The organism is Arenimonas malthae CC-JY-1, assembly GCF_000747075.1.
Lineage (GTDB): Bacteria > Pseudomonadota > Gammaproteobacteria > Xanthomonadales > Xanthomonadaceae > Arenimonas > Arenimonas malthae.
Genome location: NZ_AVCH01000205.1, coordinates 1 through 15370 on the forward strand (window position 1 = coordinate 1; position 15370 = coordinate 15370).

Below are 15370 nucleotides of genomic sequence, written 5' to 3' on the forward strand. Positions count from 1 at the left end.
ATGCTGGCCTTCAGTCCGGCATGCGCGGCCGCGGTACCCGGAACCAGGCGGCGTAGAGCGCCGGCAGGAACAGCAGGGTCAGCGCCGTGGCCACGATCAGGCCGCCCATGATCGCCACCGCCATCGGCCCGAAGAACACGCTGCGCGAGAGCGGGATCATGGCCAGCACCGCCGCCAGCGCGGTCAGCACGATCGGGCGGAAGCGGCGCACGGTGGCGTCCACCACCGCCTGGGCGGGCGGCACGCCGGCGCCGATGTCCTGTTCGATCTGGTCCACCAGGATCACCGAATTGCGCATGATCATGCCGCTGAGCGCGATGGTGCCCAGCATGGCCACGAAGCCGAACGGCACCCGGAACACCAGCAGGAACAGCACCACGCCGATCAGGCCCAGCGGCGCCGTCAGCAGCACCATCAGCGTGCGCGGGAAGCTGCGCAGCTGCAGCATCAGCAGGGTCATCACCACGCCCACGAACAGCGGCACGCCGGCCGCCACGGAACGCGAGCCGCGGCCGGAATCCTCGACGGTGCCGCCGGTTTCGAGCAGGTAGCCCGGAGGCAGCATGGCGCGCACGTCCTCGAGCGTGGGCAGGATTTCGCCGGTCACGGTGGGCGGGGTGATGTCGCCGTAGATGTCGGCGCGCACGGTCACGGTCGGCAGGCGGTTGCGGTGCCAGATGATGCCGTCCTCGAAGGTGTGCTCGAGCGTGGCGATCTGCGAGAGCGGCACCGCGCGGCCATTGCCGGCCGGCACCGACAGGCTGCCCAGCAGCGAGAGGCGCTCGCGCTCCTCGGCCGGGCCGCGCAGCAGGATCTCGATCTGCTCGTTGCCCTCGCGGTAGGTGCTCACCGTGGTGCCCGACAGCGAACCGCGCAGGAAGGCGGCCACCTGCGCCGAGCTGACGCCCAGCACGCGCGCGCGTTCCTGGTCGATGTTGAGGCGCACGACCTTGCTGGGCTCGTCCCAGTCGAGGTTGACGTTGGTGACGTGCGGGTTGGCGCGCACCCGCTCGGCCACCAGCCGCGCCAGCCGGCGCACTTCGTCCACGTGCTCGCCCGAGACGCGGAACTGGATGGGGAAACCCACCGGCGGCCCGTTCTCCAGCCGCGACACGCGCGCCTGCACGTCGCTGAAGCGCTCCTCGAACAGCCCGATGAGCCAGCGGCGCACTTCCTCGCGCGCCTCGATGTCCGGCACCAGCACCACGAACTGGGCGAAGTTCGCCTGCGGCAGCTTCTGGTCCAACGGCAGGTAGAAACGCGGCGTGCCGCTGCCGACGTAGGCCACGAAACTCTCCACGTCCTCGCGCTTGGCCAGCTCGGCTTCCAGGCGCCTGGCGACTTCCTCGGTGGCGTGCAGCGAGGCGCCCTCGGCCAGCTCCAGGTCCACCATCAGCTCGAGCCGGGTCGAGGACGGGAAGAACTGCTGCGGCACGAAGCGGAACAGCATGATCGAGGCCACGAAGGTCGCCACCGTGACCAGGATGACCGTCTTGCGCTGGCGCACGCACCAGGTCACCCAGCGGCGGATGCGCTGGTAGAAGGGCGTCGAGTAGGGGTCGTGCGCGTGGCCGCCCGGGTGCGGTTTCGGGTCGGGCAGCAGCTTGTCGCCCAGGTAGGGAATGAACACCACCGCGGCCACCCACGACAGCAGCAGCGAGATGGTGACCACCTGGAAGATGGAGCGGGTGTATTCGCCCGTGCTCGAGGCCGCCGTGGCGATGGGCAGGAAGCCCGCCGCGGTCACCAGCGTGCCGGTGAGCATGGGGAAGGCGGTGGATTTGTAGGCGAAGGCGGCCGCGCGCAGGCGGTCGTAACCCTGCTCCATCTTCACCGCCATCATCTCGACCGCGATGATGGCGTCGTCCACCAGCAGGCCCAGGCCCAGCACCAGCGCGCCGAGCGAAATCTTGTGCAGGCCGATGCCGAAGTAGTGCATGGCCGCGAAGGTCATGGCCAGCACCAGCGGGATGGAGAGCGCCACCACCAGGCCGGTGCGGAAACCCAGCGAGAAGAAGCTCACCAGCAGCACGATCACCACGGCCTCGGCCAGCACCCGCACGAACTCGGCCACGCCGGTGCGCACGGCGGCCGGCTGGTCGGACACCTTCTTGAGCGTCATGCCGACCGGCAGGTTCTCCTGCAGGCGGGCGAATTCGCGGTCCAGCACGTCGCCCAGGCGCAGGATGTCGCCGCCGTCGCGCATGGACACGGCGATGCCGATGGCGTTTTCGCCCATGAAGCGCATGCGCGGGGCCGCCGGGTCGGCGAAGCCACGGCGGATGTCGGCCACGTCGCCCAGCCGGAAGCTGCGGTCGCCGACGCGGATGGGGAAGTCGCGGATCTGCTGCACGCTGTCGAAGCGGCCGGAAACGCGAAGCTGCACGCGGTCGGTGGGGGTTTCGAAGAAGCTGGCCGGGGCGATGGCGTTCTGCTGGTCGATGGCCTGCTGCACCTGCTCCAGCGGCACGCCGAGCGTGGCCAGCTTGGTGTTGGAGAGTTCGATCCAGATCTTCTCGTCCTGCAGGCCCACCAGCTCGATCTTGCCCACGTCGGGCAGGCGGTGCAGCTCCAGCTCGATGCGCTCGGCGTAGTCCTTGAGCGTGGCGTAGTCGAAACCGTCGCCCGAGAGCGCGTAGATGTTGCCGAAGGTGTCGCCGAACTCGTCGTTGAAGTACGGCCCCACCACGCCCTGCGGCAGGGTGTGGCGGATGTCGCCGATCTTCTTGCGCACGTCGTACCAGAGCGCCGGCAGGTCCCTGGACTTGAGCGAATCGCGCGACATCAGCATGACCAGCGACTCGCCGGCGCGGGAATACGAGCGCACGAATTCGTAGCGCCCCGTCTCCATCACTTCCTTCTCGATCTTGTCGGTGACCTGCTGGGCCACCTCGTCGGCGGTGGCGCCCGGCCAGAAGGTGCGCACCACCATGATCTTGAAGGTGAAAGGCGGGTCCTCGGACTGGCCCAGGCGCTGGTAGCTGAAGATGCCGATCAGCGCCAGCAGCAGCATTGAATACAGCACCAGCGAACGGTTGCGCAGGGCCCATTCGGAGAGGTTGAAGCGGGAGTCCATGGCCGCTCCTCAGCGCGCGTCGGCGGGCGCGGGGACCAGCTCGACCGGGCGGTTGTCGCCATCGATCGGCTTGATGCGCTGGCCCTCGAGCAGCAGGTGCACGCCGGCCGCGACCACCCACTCGCCGGGCTGCAGGCCCGACTTCACCGGCACCCAGCGCTCGCCGTAGGGGCCCAGCTGCACCGGGCGCAGGTGCACGGTGGATTTCGCCGCGTCCACCACCCACAGCGCGGCCTGGCCTTCGTGCTCGTAAACGGCCGACAGCGGCACCGCCAGCTCCTCGCCACCTTCGGCGGTGGCGTAGACGCGCGCGCTCTGGCCCAGGTCCACGCTGGCCTGGCCGGGGTCGAAGCTGACGCGCGCGGCGAACGTGCGGGCCTGCGCGTCGGCGGCCGGCGCGATTTCGCGCAGCACGCCGGGGAAACGCCGGCCGGGCATCGACCACAGCTCCACCGCCAGCTTGCGACCCGGCGCGAAGCCGGCGGCGTCGCGCTCGGGCACGCTGATCAGCACCTCGCGCTCGCCGTCCTCGGCCAGCACGAACACGGTCTGGCCGGCCGCCACCACCTGCCCCGCCTCGGCCAGGCGCTGGGCGATCACGCCCCTGCCCGGCGCGCGCAGCACGGCGTAGTCGGCCTGGTTTTCGGAAACGGAAGCCTGCGCACGGGCCTGGCGCACCCGCGCCTGCGCCGCCTCGTGCGCGGAGACCCGCGCGTCGTAGAGCGAACGGCTGACCAGCTGGCGATCGAACAGGCTCTTGTAACGCTCGAGCTCGGAAGCGGCCAGCGCCAGGTCGGATTCGGCCGAGGCCAGCGCCGCCTGCGCCGATTCGCGCTGCAGCGACACATCGGACGCGTCCAGCTCGGCCAGGGCCTGGCCGGCCTTCACGCGGTCGCCCACGTCCACCAGGCGGCGCGCCACCTTGCCACCGATGCGGAAGGCCAGCGCGGGTTCGTGCCGTGCGCGCACCTCGCCGGCGTAGGCGCTCAGCGCCGCGCCCTGGGTACGGGCCTGCACCACCAGCGCGGGCCGCGCCGCGGCCTCGGGTTCGGCATCGCCGGAACAACCGGCGACAAGGGCCAGCAAGCCGGCCAGGAGGATCGAACGGGGCATCGGGGCTGCGCTCTTCATGGCGTCGGCGGTGATTGAACTGGGGGGATGGTATCTTTACGATACTCACCAGTTCAATAATATTTTCAGCCCATGGTCGCCGCCCCCCGCACCGCCTCCCCCGGACGCCCCAAGGACCCGGAAAAGCGCGCGGCCGTCCTCGAGGCGGCCAAGGCGCTGTTCCTGGCCCGGGGCTACGACGGCACGTCCATGGATGCCGTGGCCCAGGCCGCCGGGGTGTCCAAGCTCACGGTCTACAGCCACTTCCAGGACAAGGACACGCTGTTCGTCGAGGCGGTGAAGGCCAAGTGCGAGGACCTGCTGCCGGCCGACCTGTTCGTGGCCCGGTTCGCCGGCCCCATGCGCCAGCAGCTGGTGCGCATCGGCCGGGCGCTGTTCGGCCTGATCACCTCCGAGGAAGCCATCGCCGTGCACCGGATCATGGCCCGCCAGCTGCCCGACGACTCCCAGCTGCCGCACCTGTTCTGGGAAGCCGGCCCCAAGCGCATCCAGGAAGCCTTCGCCACCTTCCTGCGCGCGGAAGTGGAGGCCGGCGAACTGCAGGTGCCCGACTGCACCCTGGCCGCCTCGCAGTTCTTCGCCCTGCTCAAGGGCGAACACCACGCGCGCCTGCTCTGCAGCTGCCCCGCGGTCCTGGCCGGCCCCGACCTGGAGCGCCACGTCGAAGCCACGGTGGACATGTTCCTGCGCGCCTACGGGCCCGGCCGCCGATGAGGCCTGAACCCTTGCGCACCCTGTCCCCGGTCGCGGTGACTAATGGCACTACGGGGTCCCGGCAGCCGCCAGCATCCTGTCGGCACGCAGCGTCCCCCGCCTCTGCCTTCCGCCTTCACGGGGCCGGGCGTAGAATCAGCACCCTTGCGATTCAAGGATTTAGACGTCATGACGATTGACTTCCAGCAGGCCCGTCTCGCCATGGTCGAACAGCAGGTTCGGCCCTGGGACGTGCTCGACCCGCGTGTGCTCGAGACGCTCATGACCGTGCGTCGCGAGGACTTCGTGCCGGCGCGCCACCGCAAGCTCGCCTTCGCCGACCTGCCGCTCCCGCTCGAGCACGGCGAGGTGATGATGAAGCCGGTGGTCGAGGGCCGCATGCTGCAGGCCATGGCCATCGAGCCGGGCGACGAGGTGCTGGAGATCGGCACCGGCTCGGGTTTCATCACGGCCTGCCTGGCCGCGCTGGCCCGCGACGTCACCAGCCTCGACCGCCACGCCGACTTCGTCGAGCGCACCCGCGCGCGCCTGGCCAGCGACGGCATCACCAACGTGCGCCTGGAAACGGCCGACGCCTTCGCCTGGCAGCCCACCCACGGTTTCGACGCGATCTGCGTCACCGGCGCCGTCGCCACCGACCCGGAGCGCTTCGGCGCCTGGCTCAAGCCCGGCGGCCGCCTGTTCGTCATCCACGGCCAGTCGCCGGTGCAGGAAGCGGTGCTCGTCACCCGCCGCGGCGAAGGCTTCCACCGCGAGAGCCTGTTCGAGACCGACGTGCCCTACCTGCACGGCGCCGAGCCGGCCCCGCATTTCTCCCTCTGACCTCCCAGGACCTCCCCCAATGCGCCTGAGCCTCCGCCCCCTCACCCTCGCCATCCTGCTGACCGGCGTCGCCGGCAGCGCCTCGGCCGCCGACCTGATGAAGGCCTATGAAATGGCCCGCCAGAGCGACCCGGTGCTCGCCGCCGCCGAATCCCAGCGCCTGTCCATCGGCGAAGGCGTGGTGCAGAGCCGCGCCCGCCTGCTGCCGCAGATCAGCGCCAGCGCCGGCATTTCCGACGACCGCGTGCGCGGCGAAGAAGGCTACGTGCGCGGCCGCAGCTACGGCGCCAGCCTGAGCCAGTCGCTCTACGACCACGGCAACTACACCGCGCTCAACGCCGCCAAGCTGCGCCGCGAGCAGGCCGACGCCACCTACCAGGCCGAAGCCAACAACCTGCTGGTGCGCGTCGCCGACGCCTACTTCAACGTGCTCACCGCCATCGAGACCCTGGCCTCCTCGCGCGCCGAAGAGCGCTCGGTGAAGCGCCAGCTCGACCAGGCCGAGAAGCGCCTGGAAGTCGGCCTGGCCCCGATCACCGACGTGCACGAGGCCCGCGCCCGCTACGACACCGCGCGCGCCAACGCCATCGCCGCGGCCACCGCGCTCGAGGATTCGCGCGAGGCGCTCGCCGAGATCACCGGCCAGCCGCTCGACGGCCTGATGGGCCTGGCCCCGGACTACAAGCCGGAGAACACCGACACCCGCACCGCCGAGGAATGGGTGTCGATCGCCGCCGAGTCCAACCCGAGCCTGAAGGCCGCCGAGCTGGGCCTGGCCGCCGCCGAGCGCGACATCGGCACCGCGCGCTCCGCGCACCTGCCTTCGCTGTCGGCCAGCGCCTCGATCAGCGACAGCGCCGGCTGGCAGAGCGAATTCCCGGGCGGCCCTAACAGCTCCGGCGGCGGCAACTCGGTCGGCATCTCGCTCAGCATGCCGCTTTACGCCGGTGGCGCCGTGCAGTCGCAGGTGCGCCAGGCCGTGCACGGCCGCGACATCGCCGCCGACCAGCTCGAGCAGGCCCGCCGCTCGGTGGTGCGCCAGACCCGCAACGCCCAGCGCTCGCTGTCCGCCGGCGCCGCCGAGGTCGAGGCCCGCCGCCTGTCGGTGGTGTCCGCCCAGGCCGCGTACGAAGCCAGCGAAGCCGGCCTCGAAGTGGGCACCCGCACCATCGTGGACGTGCTGATCACCCAGCAGGCGCTGTTCCTGGCCCAGCGCGAATACGCGCGTTCGCGCCACGCCTTCCTGGTCAACACCCTGCGCCTGAAGCAGGCCGCCGGCACCATCTCGCTGGAAGACCTGCAGGAAGTGAACGCGGTGCTGGTGAACGACGCCGAGGCCGCGCTGGCCGCGTCCGACGCCGAGGGCTGAGCCCTCCCCCGCGGGCCGGTGCGCTAGCCGCGCCGGCCTGCCAACACCTGGTCCGCGAGTTCCAGCGTGCGGGCCAGGGCACCGGCCAGCGCGCGCATCTCGGTGCGCGCCGCCTGGCCCATCCGGCGCCGGCGCTCCGGGTCGGCGATGAGCCCCCGCACCGCGTCCGCCATCTGCTCGCCGTCCGCCACCTGCAGCAGGCCGCCACCGTCGCGCAGGCGGTTGGTGACTTCGGTGAAGTTGAAGGTGTGCGGGCCCACCACGCTGGGCACGCCCAGCGAGGCCGGCTCAAGCACGTTGTGCCCACCCACCCGGCACAGGCTGCCGCCCACGAAGGCCAGGTCGGCCGCCGCGAAGAACCACAGCAGTTCGCCGATGGTGTCGATCACGAACACCTGCGTCGTCCGTCCCGGCAAGCGCTGCGACCGGCGGCAGCGCACCTTCAGCCCGGCCTCGCGCAGGGATTCAGCCACCGGGCCGAAACGCTCGGGATGGCGCGGCGCCCACAGCAGCAGCGCGTCGGGCCGCTCGGCCAGCAGGCGCTGGTGCGCGGCCAGCACCTGCGCTTCCTCGGGGCCGTGCGTGCTGGCGGCGATCCACACCGGGCGCGACTCGCCCCAGCCGCGCCGCCACAGCAGCGCCTGCTCGGCCACGCCCTCGGGCAGGTGCAGGTCGTACTTGAGGTTGCCGGTGACCACGACGCGCGCCGGGTTGGCGCCGATCTGCGCCAGCCGCTCGGCGTCGGCGCGCGACTGCGCCGCCACCAGGCTCACCGCCTGCATCGCCACCTTCGCCAGTGCGCGCACCGGCAGGTAGCCGCGCAGCGAACGCTCGGAAAGGCGCGCGTTCACCATCATCAGCGGCACGCCGCGGCGCGCGCATTCGACGTAGAGGTTCAGCCAGATCTCGGTCTCGACGATGATCGCCAGCGCCGGCCGCGCGCGGTCGAGGAAGCGCCGCACCATCGAGCGCAGGTCGTAGGGCAGGTACACATGCTTGACCCGGTCGCCCCAGAGCGCGCGCACGCGTTCCGAGCCGGTGGGCGTGATGGTGGTGACCAGCAGCGGCCGGCCCGGGTAGCGCTGCAGCAGGCCGTCCACCAGCGGGCGCGCCGCGATCACCTCGCCCACCGACACCGCGTGCACCCAGATCGAATCGTGCAGGTCGAGCTTGCCCTCGAGCCAGCCGTAGCGCTCGGTCCAGCGCTGCAGGTATTCGCGCTGGCGCATGCCGCGCCAGATCAGGTGGTAGAGCGTGATCGGGAAGGCCAGGCGCAGGACCAGCGCGTACAGGCCCATCAGCACGCGCTGTCCAAGGGTGAGTTGCATGGGGCGCAGGATACCCGACCTCGCCCGCGGCGCGGTGGCGCCAGCGGCTAGAATGGCGGCCGCATGGCCACGCCCGACCTTCCGCCGCCGCCGCTGTCCCCGCGCACCTGGCCCACCTGGCTGCTGGTGGGCCTGGGCTGGACCGTGGCGCGCTGGCCGTGGTGGCTGCAGCGCGCGGCGGGGCCGTGGCTGGGGCGCGTGCTCTACCACCTGCTGCCGGGCCGCCGGCGCGTGGCCGCCACCAACCTCGCGCTGTGTTTCCCGGAACGCGACGAGGCCGCGCGCACCGCCCTGCTGCGCGCGAACTTCGAGTCGCTGGGCCTGGGCCTGTTCGAATTCCTGCGCGCCTGGTGGGGCCGGCTGGCGCCGGTGGACCGCGGCTTCGGGATCACCGGGCTCGAACACCTGCGCGCCGCGCAGGAAGGTGGCCGCGGCGTGATCCTGGTGTCCGCGCACTTCACCACGCTGGAAGTGTGCCTGCGCCTGCTTTGCCAGCACGTGCGCCTGGGCGCGATGTACCGCCCGCACGAGCAGGCGGCCATGGAGTGGGCTGTAAAGCGCGGCCGCCTGCGCCACGCCGAGGCCATGTTCGCGCGCGACGAACTGCGCCCGGCCATCCGCCACCTCAAGCAGGGCGGCGTGCTGTGGTTCGCGCCCGACCAGGAAACGCGGCGCGGCGACAGCGTGTTCGTGCCCTTCTTCGGCCAGCCGGCCTGGAGCCTCACGTCCACCCACCAGCTGGCGCGGCTGAGCGGCGCGGCGGTGCTGCCGCTGTTCCACGAGCGCCTGCCCGACGGCCGCTACCGCATCGAGGTGCTGCCGCCGCTGGAAGGTTTCCCCACCCGCGACGCCACCGCCGACACCGCCCGCATCATGGCCACGCTCGAAGGCCTGGTGCGCCGCCGGCCCGAGCAATACCTGTGGCTGCACCAGCGCTTCAAGCGCCAGCCCGACGGCAGCCGCCGCCGGTATTTGTAAGAGCGGCTTCAGCCGCGACGCCCTTCCCTCAATACACCGGCAGCTCGCCCGGCGGCCGCGTCTTGAACCGGCGGTGCGCCCACAGGTACTGCTCCGGGCATTCGCGCACCACGGCTTCCAGTTCGCGCATGTAGCGCGCGGCATCCTCCGCCGGGTCGCCCGAAGGCCAGCCCGGCCACGGCGCCTCGATGCGCACGTGGTAGCGGCCATCGTCGCCGCGGTGGTACCAGAACGGCAGCAGCACCGCGTTGGCGCGCCTGACCAGGTCGGGCGTGGCGGTGAGCGTGGCCGCGGGCACGCCGAAGAACGGCACGAACGCGTTCTGGTAGGTGAAGTTCTGGTCGGCCGAATACACCACCGCCTCGCCGCCCGACAGCGCGCGCAGCAGGCCGCGCACGTCCTTCTTGCCGATGCTCGGCCCGTACACCGCCGCGCGCGAGCGTTCGAACCACGACTCCAGGCAGGCATTGTTGTGCCGGCGCACCACCACCCGCGGCGCATGCCCCAGCGCTTCGCCCAGCAGCCGCACGGCGAGTTCGGTGTGGGTGAAGTGGCCGCACATCAGCAGCACGCCCTGCCCGCGCGCCTGCGCGGCGCGCAGGTGTTCCAGCCCGGTGACGTCGGCCAGGCCCGCCAGCGCGGACGCAGGCGCATGCCAGGCGCGCAGCAGTTCCAGCGCACCGACCACGGTGTTCACCACGCTGGCGTCGGCCAGGCGCCGGCGTGCCGTGGCATCGAGCCCGGGGAAACACAGGTCCACGTTGATGCGGGCGATGCGCCGGCGCGAACGCAGCAGCGGCCAGGCCAGCCAGGCCAACGCCCGGCCCAGGCCCAGCAGCCCGCGCTGCGGCAAGCGCGCCACGGCTTTCGCCAGCAGGTCGAACAGCGGCAGCAGCGCGCAGGCCACGCGGCTCAGTCCGCGGCGCGGCCGCCGTCGGCCAGCAGGCTGCCGGCGTACAACGCCGCCAGCAGCAGCGTCAGCCCGCCCCAGAAGGTGGAATAGAACGCGAGGTGGGTGTTGAGCGGGAACACCGTCACCGCCAGCGCCAGCGCCGGTGCGCGCGCGCGCAGCCGCGCCTGTGGCGTGGCGAAACGCCAGGCACGGCAGGCCAGCGCCACGCCGCCCAGCCAGAACAGCAGGCCGACCACGCCGGTTTCGCTCAGCACCTCGAGCACGATCTGGTGCGCGTGGTAACCCGCGCCATGGTCGCCGTCGCGCAGCCAGGGGTCGTCGGGCGCCGCGTAATGCGGGTAGGCGTCGCGGAACCCGCGCACGCCGACGCCGTTCACCGGGTGCGCCGCGGCCATGCGCAGCGCCGTGGCCCAGATCGGCAGTCGGCCCGAGAGTGCGTGGTCCATGCCCTCGGGGCTTCCGGCCAGCATGGCCTCGGTGCGTTCGATGCGCTGCTGCAGCTTGTCCGAACCCACGGTGGCCACGCACAGCACGGCCGCCGCCCCCAGGGCCAGCGCCACGATGACGCCCCGGTTGCGGAACTGCTGCCAGGCGCTGAATACCAGCACCAGGCCCAGCGTCACCCACGACGCGCGCGCGCCGGCCAGCAGCACCACCGCCACCAGCACCAGCGCCGCCACCAGCCAGCCGGCCAGGCCGAAGCGATCGGCCGCGGAGGTCAGCGGGAACGGTGCCAGGCTGGCCAGCACCAGGCCCAGCTTGAGGTTGTCGGCGCCGAACACGCCGCTCAGGCGGTCGGCCGTGGCCGGCCCGCCCACGCTGAAACCGGTGGCCGCCTGCACCAGCGCATCGAGCAGCCAGAACCCCAGGATCACCGCCAGCCCGCCGAACGTGAGGCGACGCCCGCGATCGGTGCCCACGGCGATGGCCACCAGCCACAGGAAGGGCAGGTAACGCAGGTCGAGCAGCGACTCGCGCAGCGCGCGCCCCGGGTTGTAGGCGTCGAGCGCCGAGATCAGCTCGGGCAGCCAGTAGCTCAGGAACAGCACGCTGGTCAGCGCCCAGGCCTCGTGGCTGAGCAGCACCATGCCGCCGCGGAAGCGCCGCAGCGCCAGCAGCGCCATCGCCAGCAGCGAGCCCAGCGACAGCACGGTTTCCGCCGGGCCCGGCAGCGGCCACAGCGCCACGAACGCGAGCACCCACCAGGGGGCCCAGCGCAGGCGGGCTTCAGACGGAGGCGAGGCGGGCATAAAGGTCCAGGGTGGCGGACTGCATGGCCGCCAGGGTGTACGGCATGGTAACCGGCACCGGCGGCGGCGCGGCAAGCAGGGCGCGCGCGGCGGCGGCGAGCGCGGCGTGGTCGCCCACGGGAATGGCGCCGGCGGGGTACAGCGTACCCAGCAGTTCGCCGACGCCGCCGTGCGCCCAGCCCAGCACCGGCCGGCCCACCGACAGGGCTTCGAGCACGGTGCGGCCGAAGGCCTCGGGTTTGTTCGACACCTGCAGCACCAGGTCGGCGACGGCGTAGGCGTCGGTCACGTCGCTGCGCGGTTCGCTGATGGCCAGCGCGCCGGACACGCCCAGCGACGACGCCAGCGCTTCGAGTTCGGCCAGGTAGGCCTCGCGGCCCGGCTCGCGCGCGCCCAGCAGCCACAGGCGCGCATCCTCGCCACCGGCGCGCAGCGCGGCCAGCAGCCGGATCGCGTCGGCGTGGCCCTTCAGGCGCGTGCCGCGGCCCGGCAACAGCAGCAGGCGGCCGCCCTGCAGCGCCGGGTGTTCGGCGGCGAAACGCGCGCGCCAGGCGGCGTCGGGCTGGTGCCCGCGCGGGAACTGCGCCGGGTCGATGCCGCGCGGGATCACCTGCAGCTTCGCCGGGTCGGTGCCGGGCCACTGCCGCAGCACGTGCGCGCGCACGGTGTCGGAAACGCACACCACGCGTTCGCCGCGGCACATCACGCCGCTGTAGCGCCCGGGCGAATTCAGGCCGTGCACGGTGGTGACGAAATGCGGCCGCGGCGCCGGCAGGCCGCGCAGCGCGAACCAGCCCAGCCAGGCCGGCAGCCTCGAGCGTGCGTGCACGATGTCGGGATCGAGCCGGGCCAGCTGCGCGCGCAGCCGTCGCACCGTCGCGAAGGCGCGCAGCGACTTGGCGCCGACGGGCAGTTCGATGTGTTCGCTGCCGCCGGCCAGCAGCGGCGCCACCAGGCGCCCGCCCGCCGACACCACGACCGAGCGGTGCCCGGCCGCGACCAGCGCGGCGGCGATTTCCAGGGTGGAACGTTCGACCCCGCCGCTGTGCAGCGCGGGCAGGAGCTGGACGACGGTGAGGCGGCGCAAGGCCGTGCCCGCCGCGCCGTCAGTCCTTGAGCACGAAGACGGCGCCGCAGTACGGGCAGGTGGCGCTGCCCGTGGCTTCGATCGGCAGGTAGACGCGCGGGTGCGAATTCCACAGCGCCATGGCCGGCGTCGGGCAGGACAGCGGCAGCTCGGAGCGCTGCACCTCGTAGCGGCGCTCGGCGTTGGCCGGGGCGCGGGCGGTGGCGGTGTCGGTACGCGACATGGGCGGGGTTCCTCGGAGTCCGAGGAACCATTTTACACGCGCCGCCCCGCGCCGCTTACTTGGCCTGCTGGGCCTCGACGGTGATCTCGATGCGCACCTCGTCGCTGACCGCCGGGGCGTAGCCGCCCACGCCGAACTCGCTGCGCTTGATGTCGAACGAGGCGTCGAAGCCGGCCGCGTTGGCCTGGGTCATCGGGTGGGTGCCGACCTTGTTGATCACCACGTCCATCACCACCGGGCGGGTGACGCCGTGGATGGTCAGGTCGCCGGCGACCTTGAGCTTGCCCTCGCCGGCCGCGGTGACGCCGGTGCTGGTGAAGGTGGCGGTCGGGAACTTGGCCGCGTCGAAGAAGTCGGCGGTGAGCAGGTGCTCGTCCAGCTTCTCCACGCCGGTGCTCAGGCTGGCCATCGGGATGGTCACCTTCACGCTCGACTGGGTCGGGTCGGCCGCGTCGAAGTAGAACTCGGACTCCACCTGGTCGAAGCGGCCGGTGATGTTCGAGAAGCCGAAGTGGCTGTAGGTGAACTCGACCTGGGTATGGGTCGGGTCGATCGCGTACTTCTCGGCGGCGAAGGCCGGCAGGAAGGCGGCGGCGAGCAGGGTGGCAAGGGCGAGGCGCTTGAACATGGGTTTCTCCGGGGTGGTTGGGGTCAGGCCAGGCGGGCGGCTTCGTCGAACCCCAGGCGCGGGGCGCGCGGGGCCAGCGAGGCCGGGTTGCCATAGCCGAGGTTGCAGACGAAGTTGGTGCGGATCGAGGTGCCGGTGAAGAACGCAGCGTCCATTTTTTCCTGGTTGAAGCCCGACATCGGGCCGCAGTCCAGGCCCAGCGCGCGCGCCGCCAGCATCAGGTAGGCGCCCTGCAGGCTGGAATTGCGCAACGCGGTTTCGGCGGCCAGCGCCGGGTTGGCGGCGAACGGGCCGGCGACGTCGGCATGGGGGAAGAGCCTGGGCAGCTGCACGTGGAAATCCGGGTCGCTGCCGACCACCACGGTCACCGGCGCGGCCATCGAGGCCGCCACGTTGCCGGGGTTCAGGGCCTCGCGCAGCTTCTGCTTGCCTTCCGGCGAGCGCACGAACACGAAGCGGGCCGGGCTGCCGTTGAGCGCGGTGGGGCCCATGCGCGCCAGGTCGTAGAGGCGCTTGAGCAGTTCGTCCGACACCGGCCGGTCCAGCCAGGCCTCGGCCGAACCGCGGTAGGTGCGGGCCTGCAGGAAGAGCTGGTCGAGCGTGGCGGCGGCGAGCGGCAGCGTCATGGGGCCTCCAAGGGCGGCGGATCAGGGGCGCAAGCCTAGTCGTCCTGAATGTGGAACACAGCCGCAGGATGGAAACGTATCGTTGCAGTCACGCAGGAGCTGCAGTCCGGAGGCTGCCATGTACCGCGTGAAGGAAACCGATGGAGCCGCCGGCGCCCCCCGCGCCCGGCCCTCCCGCCACCCTGCCGGGGGCGGACACCGAGAGGAGAGCACGCATGATTCGCGCCACCCTGTTCCTTGCCCTCGCCGCCGGCCTGGCGGCCCTGCCCGCCGCGGCCGACGATGAATTCCTGTCGCCGCCGGCCGCCGACGCCCTGCGCGCCGGTCGCCAGGCCACCATCGAGGCCAAGCTGCGCCCGCAGGCTTCCGCCAAGGCCGTCACCGTCGAGGAGGTCGGCGACGCCGACAGCTTCGGCCGCAACGTGAAGTGGCTGGGCCTGATGTCCGGCTACGTCGCGCTGTCCACCGATTGCACGCCCGCGCCGGGCGATCCGGTCGACCCGAACTGCGTCACGCTGAATCCCGCCCCCGCTTTCACGCCCTTCAACCAAGCCGACCTGGCGGTGGTGACCCTGCCGGGCCGCAGCACCCATTCGCTGATCTGCCACTGGCAGACGCCGATCATCAGCGTCGCGTATTCGAACGCCACCGGCGCGCGCCAGCCCTACCGCTTCCAGGCGCTGGCGTCCTACCGCATCGAGAGCGAGGTGCTGCAGGGCCTGAACGACCCGAACACCGGCGACCCGTACAACGGCGCCATCGAACTCGCGCTCGGTTCCATCAACGACGCGGGCTACCTCGAGGACGGCGACTTCTTCACCCGCCAGTACACCCAGAGCCGCACCTGCATCGCCGGCCTGGTGAGCAAGCGCGCGCTGGTGGAGCAGTACGGCCTCACCGACGCGCAGGCGCGGCGCTTCTTCCGCGAGCCGATCACGATCCGCATGTCCATCCGCGGCAATGCCCGCATGGTCGAGGCGGCCAACATCAACTTCGGCACCCGCTTCACCGGCGACTGAGCCCCGGCGCGGCACCCGGCGGCGCCGCGGCCTCGCGGCGCCGCCACCGTTCCGGCTACGCTTCCGGAATGTCGACCCCCCTTTCCCCGGCCTGGGCCCTGCACGACGGCGCCGCCGGCCACCGCCGCCAGGTGCTGGCGCTGGCGGAAGCGCTGGCGCCCTCGCCGCGCGAATGGTCGCTGCACGCGGCCGCGCCCTGGTCCTGG

Annotated in this window: 14 protein-coding genes; 5 read left to right on the top strand and 9 right to left on the bottom strand. The window is 72.0% G+C overall.

Going from position 1 to position 15370, the window contains the following annotated elements:
- Positions 1–10 precede the first annotated feature (10 nt).
- Together N790_RS13850 and N790_RS13855 are read right to left on the bottom strand one after the other, a co-directional pair.
- Positions 11–3076, bottom strand: a complete 3066-nt coding sequence (locus tag N790_RS13850; protein ID WP_043805187.1) for an efflux RND transporter permease subunit — start codon at positions 3074–3076, stop codon at positions 11–13.
- A 9-nt stretch (positions 3077–3085) separates the two neighbouring features.
- The gene (locus N790_RS13855; RefSeq protein WP_211252005.1) at positions 3086–4189 is read right to left on the bottom strand and encodes an efflux RND transporter periplasmic adaptor subunit; all 1104 of its coding nucleotides are present in this window, start codon (positions 4187–4189) and stop codon (positions 3086–3088) included.
- 90 nt (positions 4190–4279) lie between these two features.
- Here N790_RS13855 and N790_RS13860 point away from each other — a divergent pair, with 90 nt between their 5' ends.
- From N790_RS13860 to N790_RS13870, 3 genes are all read left to right on the top strand, one after another.
- Positions 4280–4921: a TetR/AcrR family transcriptional regulator gene (locus N790_RS13860; RefSeq protein ID WP_043805191.1), complete on the top strand. Its 642-nt coding sequence runs from the start codon at positions 4280–4282 to the stop codon at positions 4919–4921.
- Between the two features lie 168 nt (positions 4922–5089).
- A complete protein-coding gene (locus N790_RS13865) occupies positions 5090–5743 on the top strand; it encodes a protein-L-isoaspartate O-methyltransferase family protein (RefSeq protein WP_043805193.1) in 654 nt (217 codons plus the stop codon).
- Positions 5744–5762: 19 nt separating this feature from the next.
- The gene (locus tag N790_RS13870; protein WP_052385979.1) at positions 5763–7112 is read left to right on the top strand and encodes a TolC family outer membrane protein; all 1350 of its coding nucleotides are present in this window, start codon (positions 5763–5765) and stop codon (positions 7110–7112) included.
- Between the two features lie 23 nt (positions 7113–7135).
- Here N790_RS13870 and waaA read toward each other — a convergent pair whose 3' ends face one another.
- Positions 7136–8440, bottom strand: coding sequence for a lipid IV(A) 3-deoxy-D-manno-octulosonic acid transferase (gene waaA, locus N790_RS13875; protein WP_211252006.1), 1305 nt, complete (start codon positions 8438–8440; stop codon positions 7136–7138).
- A gap of 63 nt (positions 8441–8503) precedes the next feature.
- Between waaA and lpxL the strand changes: the two genes are divergently transcribed.
- Positions 8504–9418, top strand: coding sequence for an LpxL/LpxP family Kdo(2)-lipid IV(A) lauroyl/palmitoleoyl acyltransferase (lpxL, locus tag N790_RS13880; RefSeq protein WP_043805197.1), 915 nt, complete (start codon positions 8504–8506; stop codon positions 9416–9418).
- A 28-nt stretch (positions 9419–9446) separates the two neighbouring features.
- Here the strand turns inward: lpxL and N790_RS13885 are convergent, their stop codons facing one another.
- Genes N790_RS13885 through N790_RS13910 form a run of 6 tightly spaced genes read right to left on the bottom strand, consistent with a single transcriptional unit; the run spans position 9447 to position 14145 of the window.
- On the bottom strand, positions 9447–10325 hold the full coding sequence (locus tag N790_RS13885; protein ID WP_169742193.1) for a lysophospholipid acyltransferase family protein: 879 nt from the start codon (positions 10323–10325) through the stop codon (positions 9447–9449).
- Positions 10326–10330: 5 nt separating this feature from the next.
- Entirely contained in the window at positions 10331–11581 is a 1251-nt protein-coding gene (locus N790_RS13890; RefSeq protein ID WP_043805198.1) for an O-antigen ligase family protein, read from the bottom strand.
- Positions 11559–12668 carry a glycosyltransferase gene (locus tag N790_RS13895; RefSeq protein ID WP_043805200.1) on the bottom strand — a complete coding sequence of 370 codons (1110 nt, stop codon included), beginning with the start codon at positions 12666–12668 and terminating at the stop codon, positions 11559–11561. The genes N790_RS13890 and N790_RS13895 overlap by 23 nt, the downstream gene beginning before the upstream one ends.
- A 19-nt stretch (positions 12669–12687) precedes the next feature.
- Positions 12688–12891: a zinc-finger domain-containing protein gene (locus tag N790_RS13900; RefSeq protein WP_043805202.1), complete on the bottom strand. Its 204-nt coding sequence runs from the start codon at positions 12889–12891 to the stop codon at positions 12688–12690.
- Positions 12892–12946: 55 nt separating this feature from the next.
- Positions 12947–13519, bottom strand: a complete 573-nt coding sequence (locus N790_RS13905; RefSeq protein WP_043805204.1) for a YceI family protein — start codon at positions 13517–13519, stop codon at positions 12947–12949.
- Positions 13520–13542: 23 nt separating this feature from the next.
- Positions 13543–14145 carry a malonic semialdehyde reductase gene (locus N790_RS13910; RefSeq protein ID WP_043805206.1) on the bottom strand — a complete coding sequence of 201 codons (603 nt, stop codon included), beginning with the start codon at positions 14143–14145 and terminating at the stop codon, positions 13543–13545.
- Between the two features lie 215 nt (positions 14146–14360).
- On the opposite strand from N790_RS13910, the gene N790_RS13915 reads away from it, so the two are divergent.
- Positions 14361–15164 (top strand): hypothetical protein, encoded by an 804-nt coding sequence (locus N790_RS13915; RefSeq protein WP_043805207.1) that lies wholly within the window; start codon positions 14361–14363, stop codon positions 15162–15164.
- The last annotated feature ends 206 nt before the right edge of the window (positions 15165–15370 follow it).

Excerpts from the sequence above, each read along its gene's own strand:
- N790_RS13850 (WP_043805187.1), bottom strand. The coding sequence starts at position 3,076 with ATGGACTCCCGCTTCAACCTCTCCGAATGGGCCCTGCGCAACCGTTCG.
- N790_RS13855 (WP_211252005.1), bottom strand. The coding sequence starts at position 4,189 with ATGCCCCGTTCGATCCTCCTGGCCGGCTTGCTGGCCCTTGTCGCCGGT.
- N790_RS13860 (WP_043805191.1), top strand. The coding sequence starts at position 4,280 with ATGGTCGCCGCCCCCCGCACCGCCTCCCCCGGACGCCCCAAGGACCCG.
- N790_RS13865 (WP_043805193.1), top strand. The coding sequence starts at position 5,090 with ATGACGATTGACTTCCAGCAGGCCCGTCTCGCCATGGTCGAACAGCAG.
- N790_RS13870 (WP_052385979.1), top strand. The coding sequence starts at position 5,763 with ATGCGCCTGAGCCTCCGCCCCCTCACCCTCGCCATCCTGCTGACCGGC.
- waaA (WP_211252006.1), bottom strand. The coding sequence starts at position 8,440 with ATGCAACTCACCCTTGGACAGCGCGTGCTGATGGGCCTGTACGCGCTG.
- lpxL (WP_043805197.1), top strand. The coding sequence starts at position 8,504 with ATGGCCACGCCCGACCTTCCGCCGCCGCCGCTGTCCCCGCGCACCTGG.
- N790_RS13890 (WP_043805198.1), bottom strand. The coding sequence starts at position 11,581 with ATGCCCGCCTCGCCTCCGTCTGAAGCCCGCCTGCGCTGGGCCCCCTGG.
- N790_RS13900 (WP_043805202.1), bottom strand. The coding sequence starts at position 12,891 with ATGTCGCGTACCGACACCGCCACCGCCCGCGCCCCGGCCAACGCCGAG.
- N790_RS13905 (WP_043805204.1), bottom strand. The coding sequence starts at position 13,519 with ATGTTCAAGCGCCTCGCCCTTGCCACCCTGCTCGCCGCCGCCTTCCTG.
- N790_RS13910 (WP_043805206.1), bottom strand. The coding sequence starts at position 14,145 with ATGACGCTGCCGCTCGCCGCCGCCACGCTCGACCAGCTCTTCCTGCAG.
- N790_RS13915 (WP_043805207.1), top strand. The coding sequence starts at position 14,361 with ATGATTCGCGCCACCCTGTTCCTTGCCCTCGCCGCCGGCCTGGCGGCC.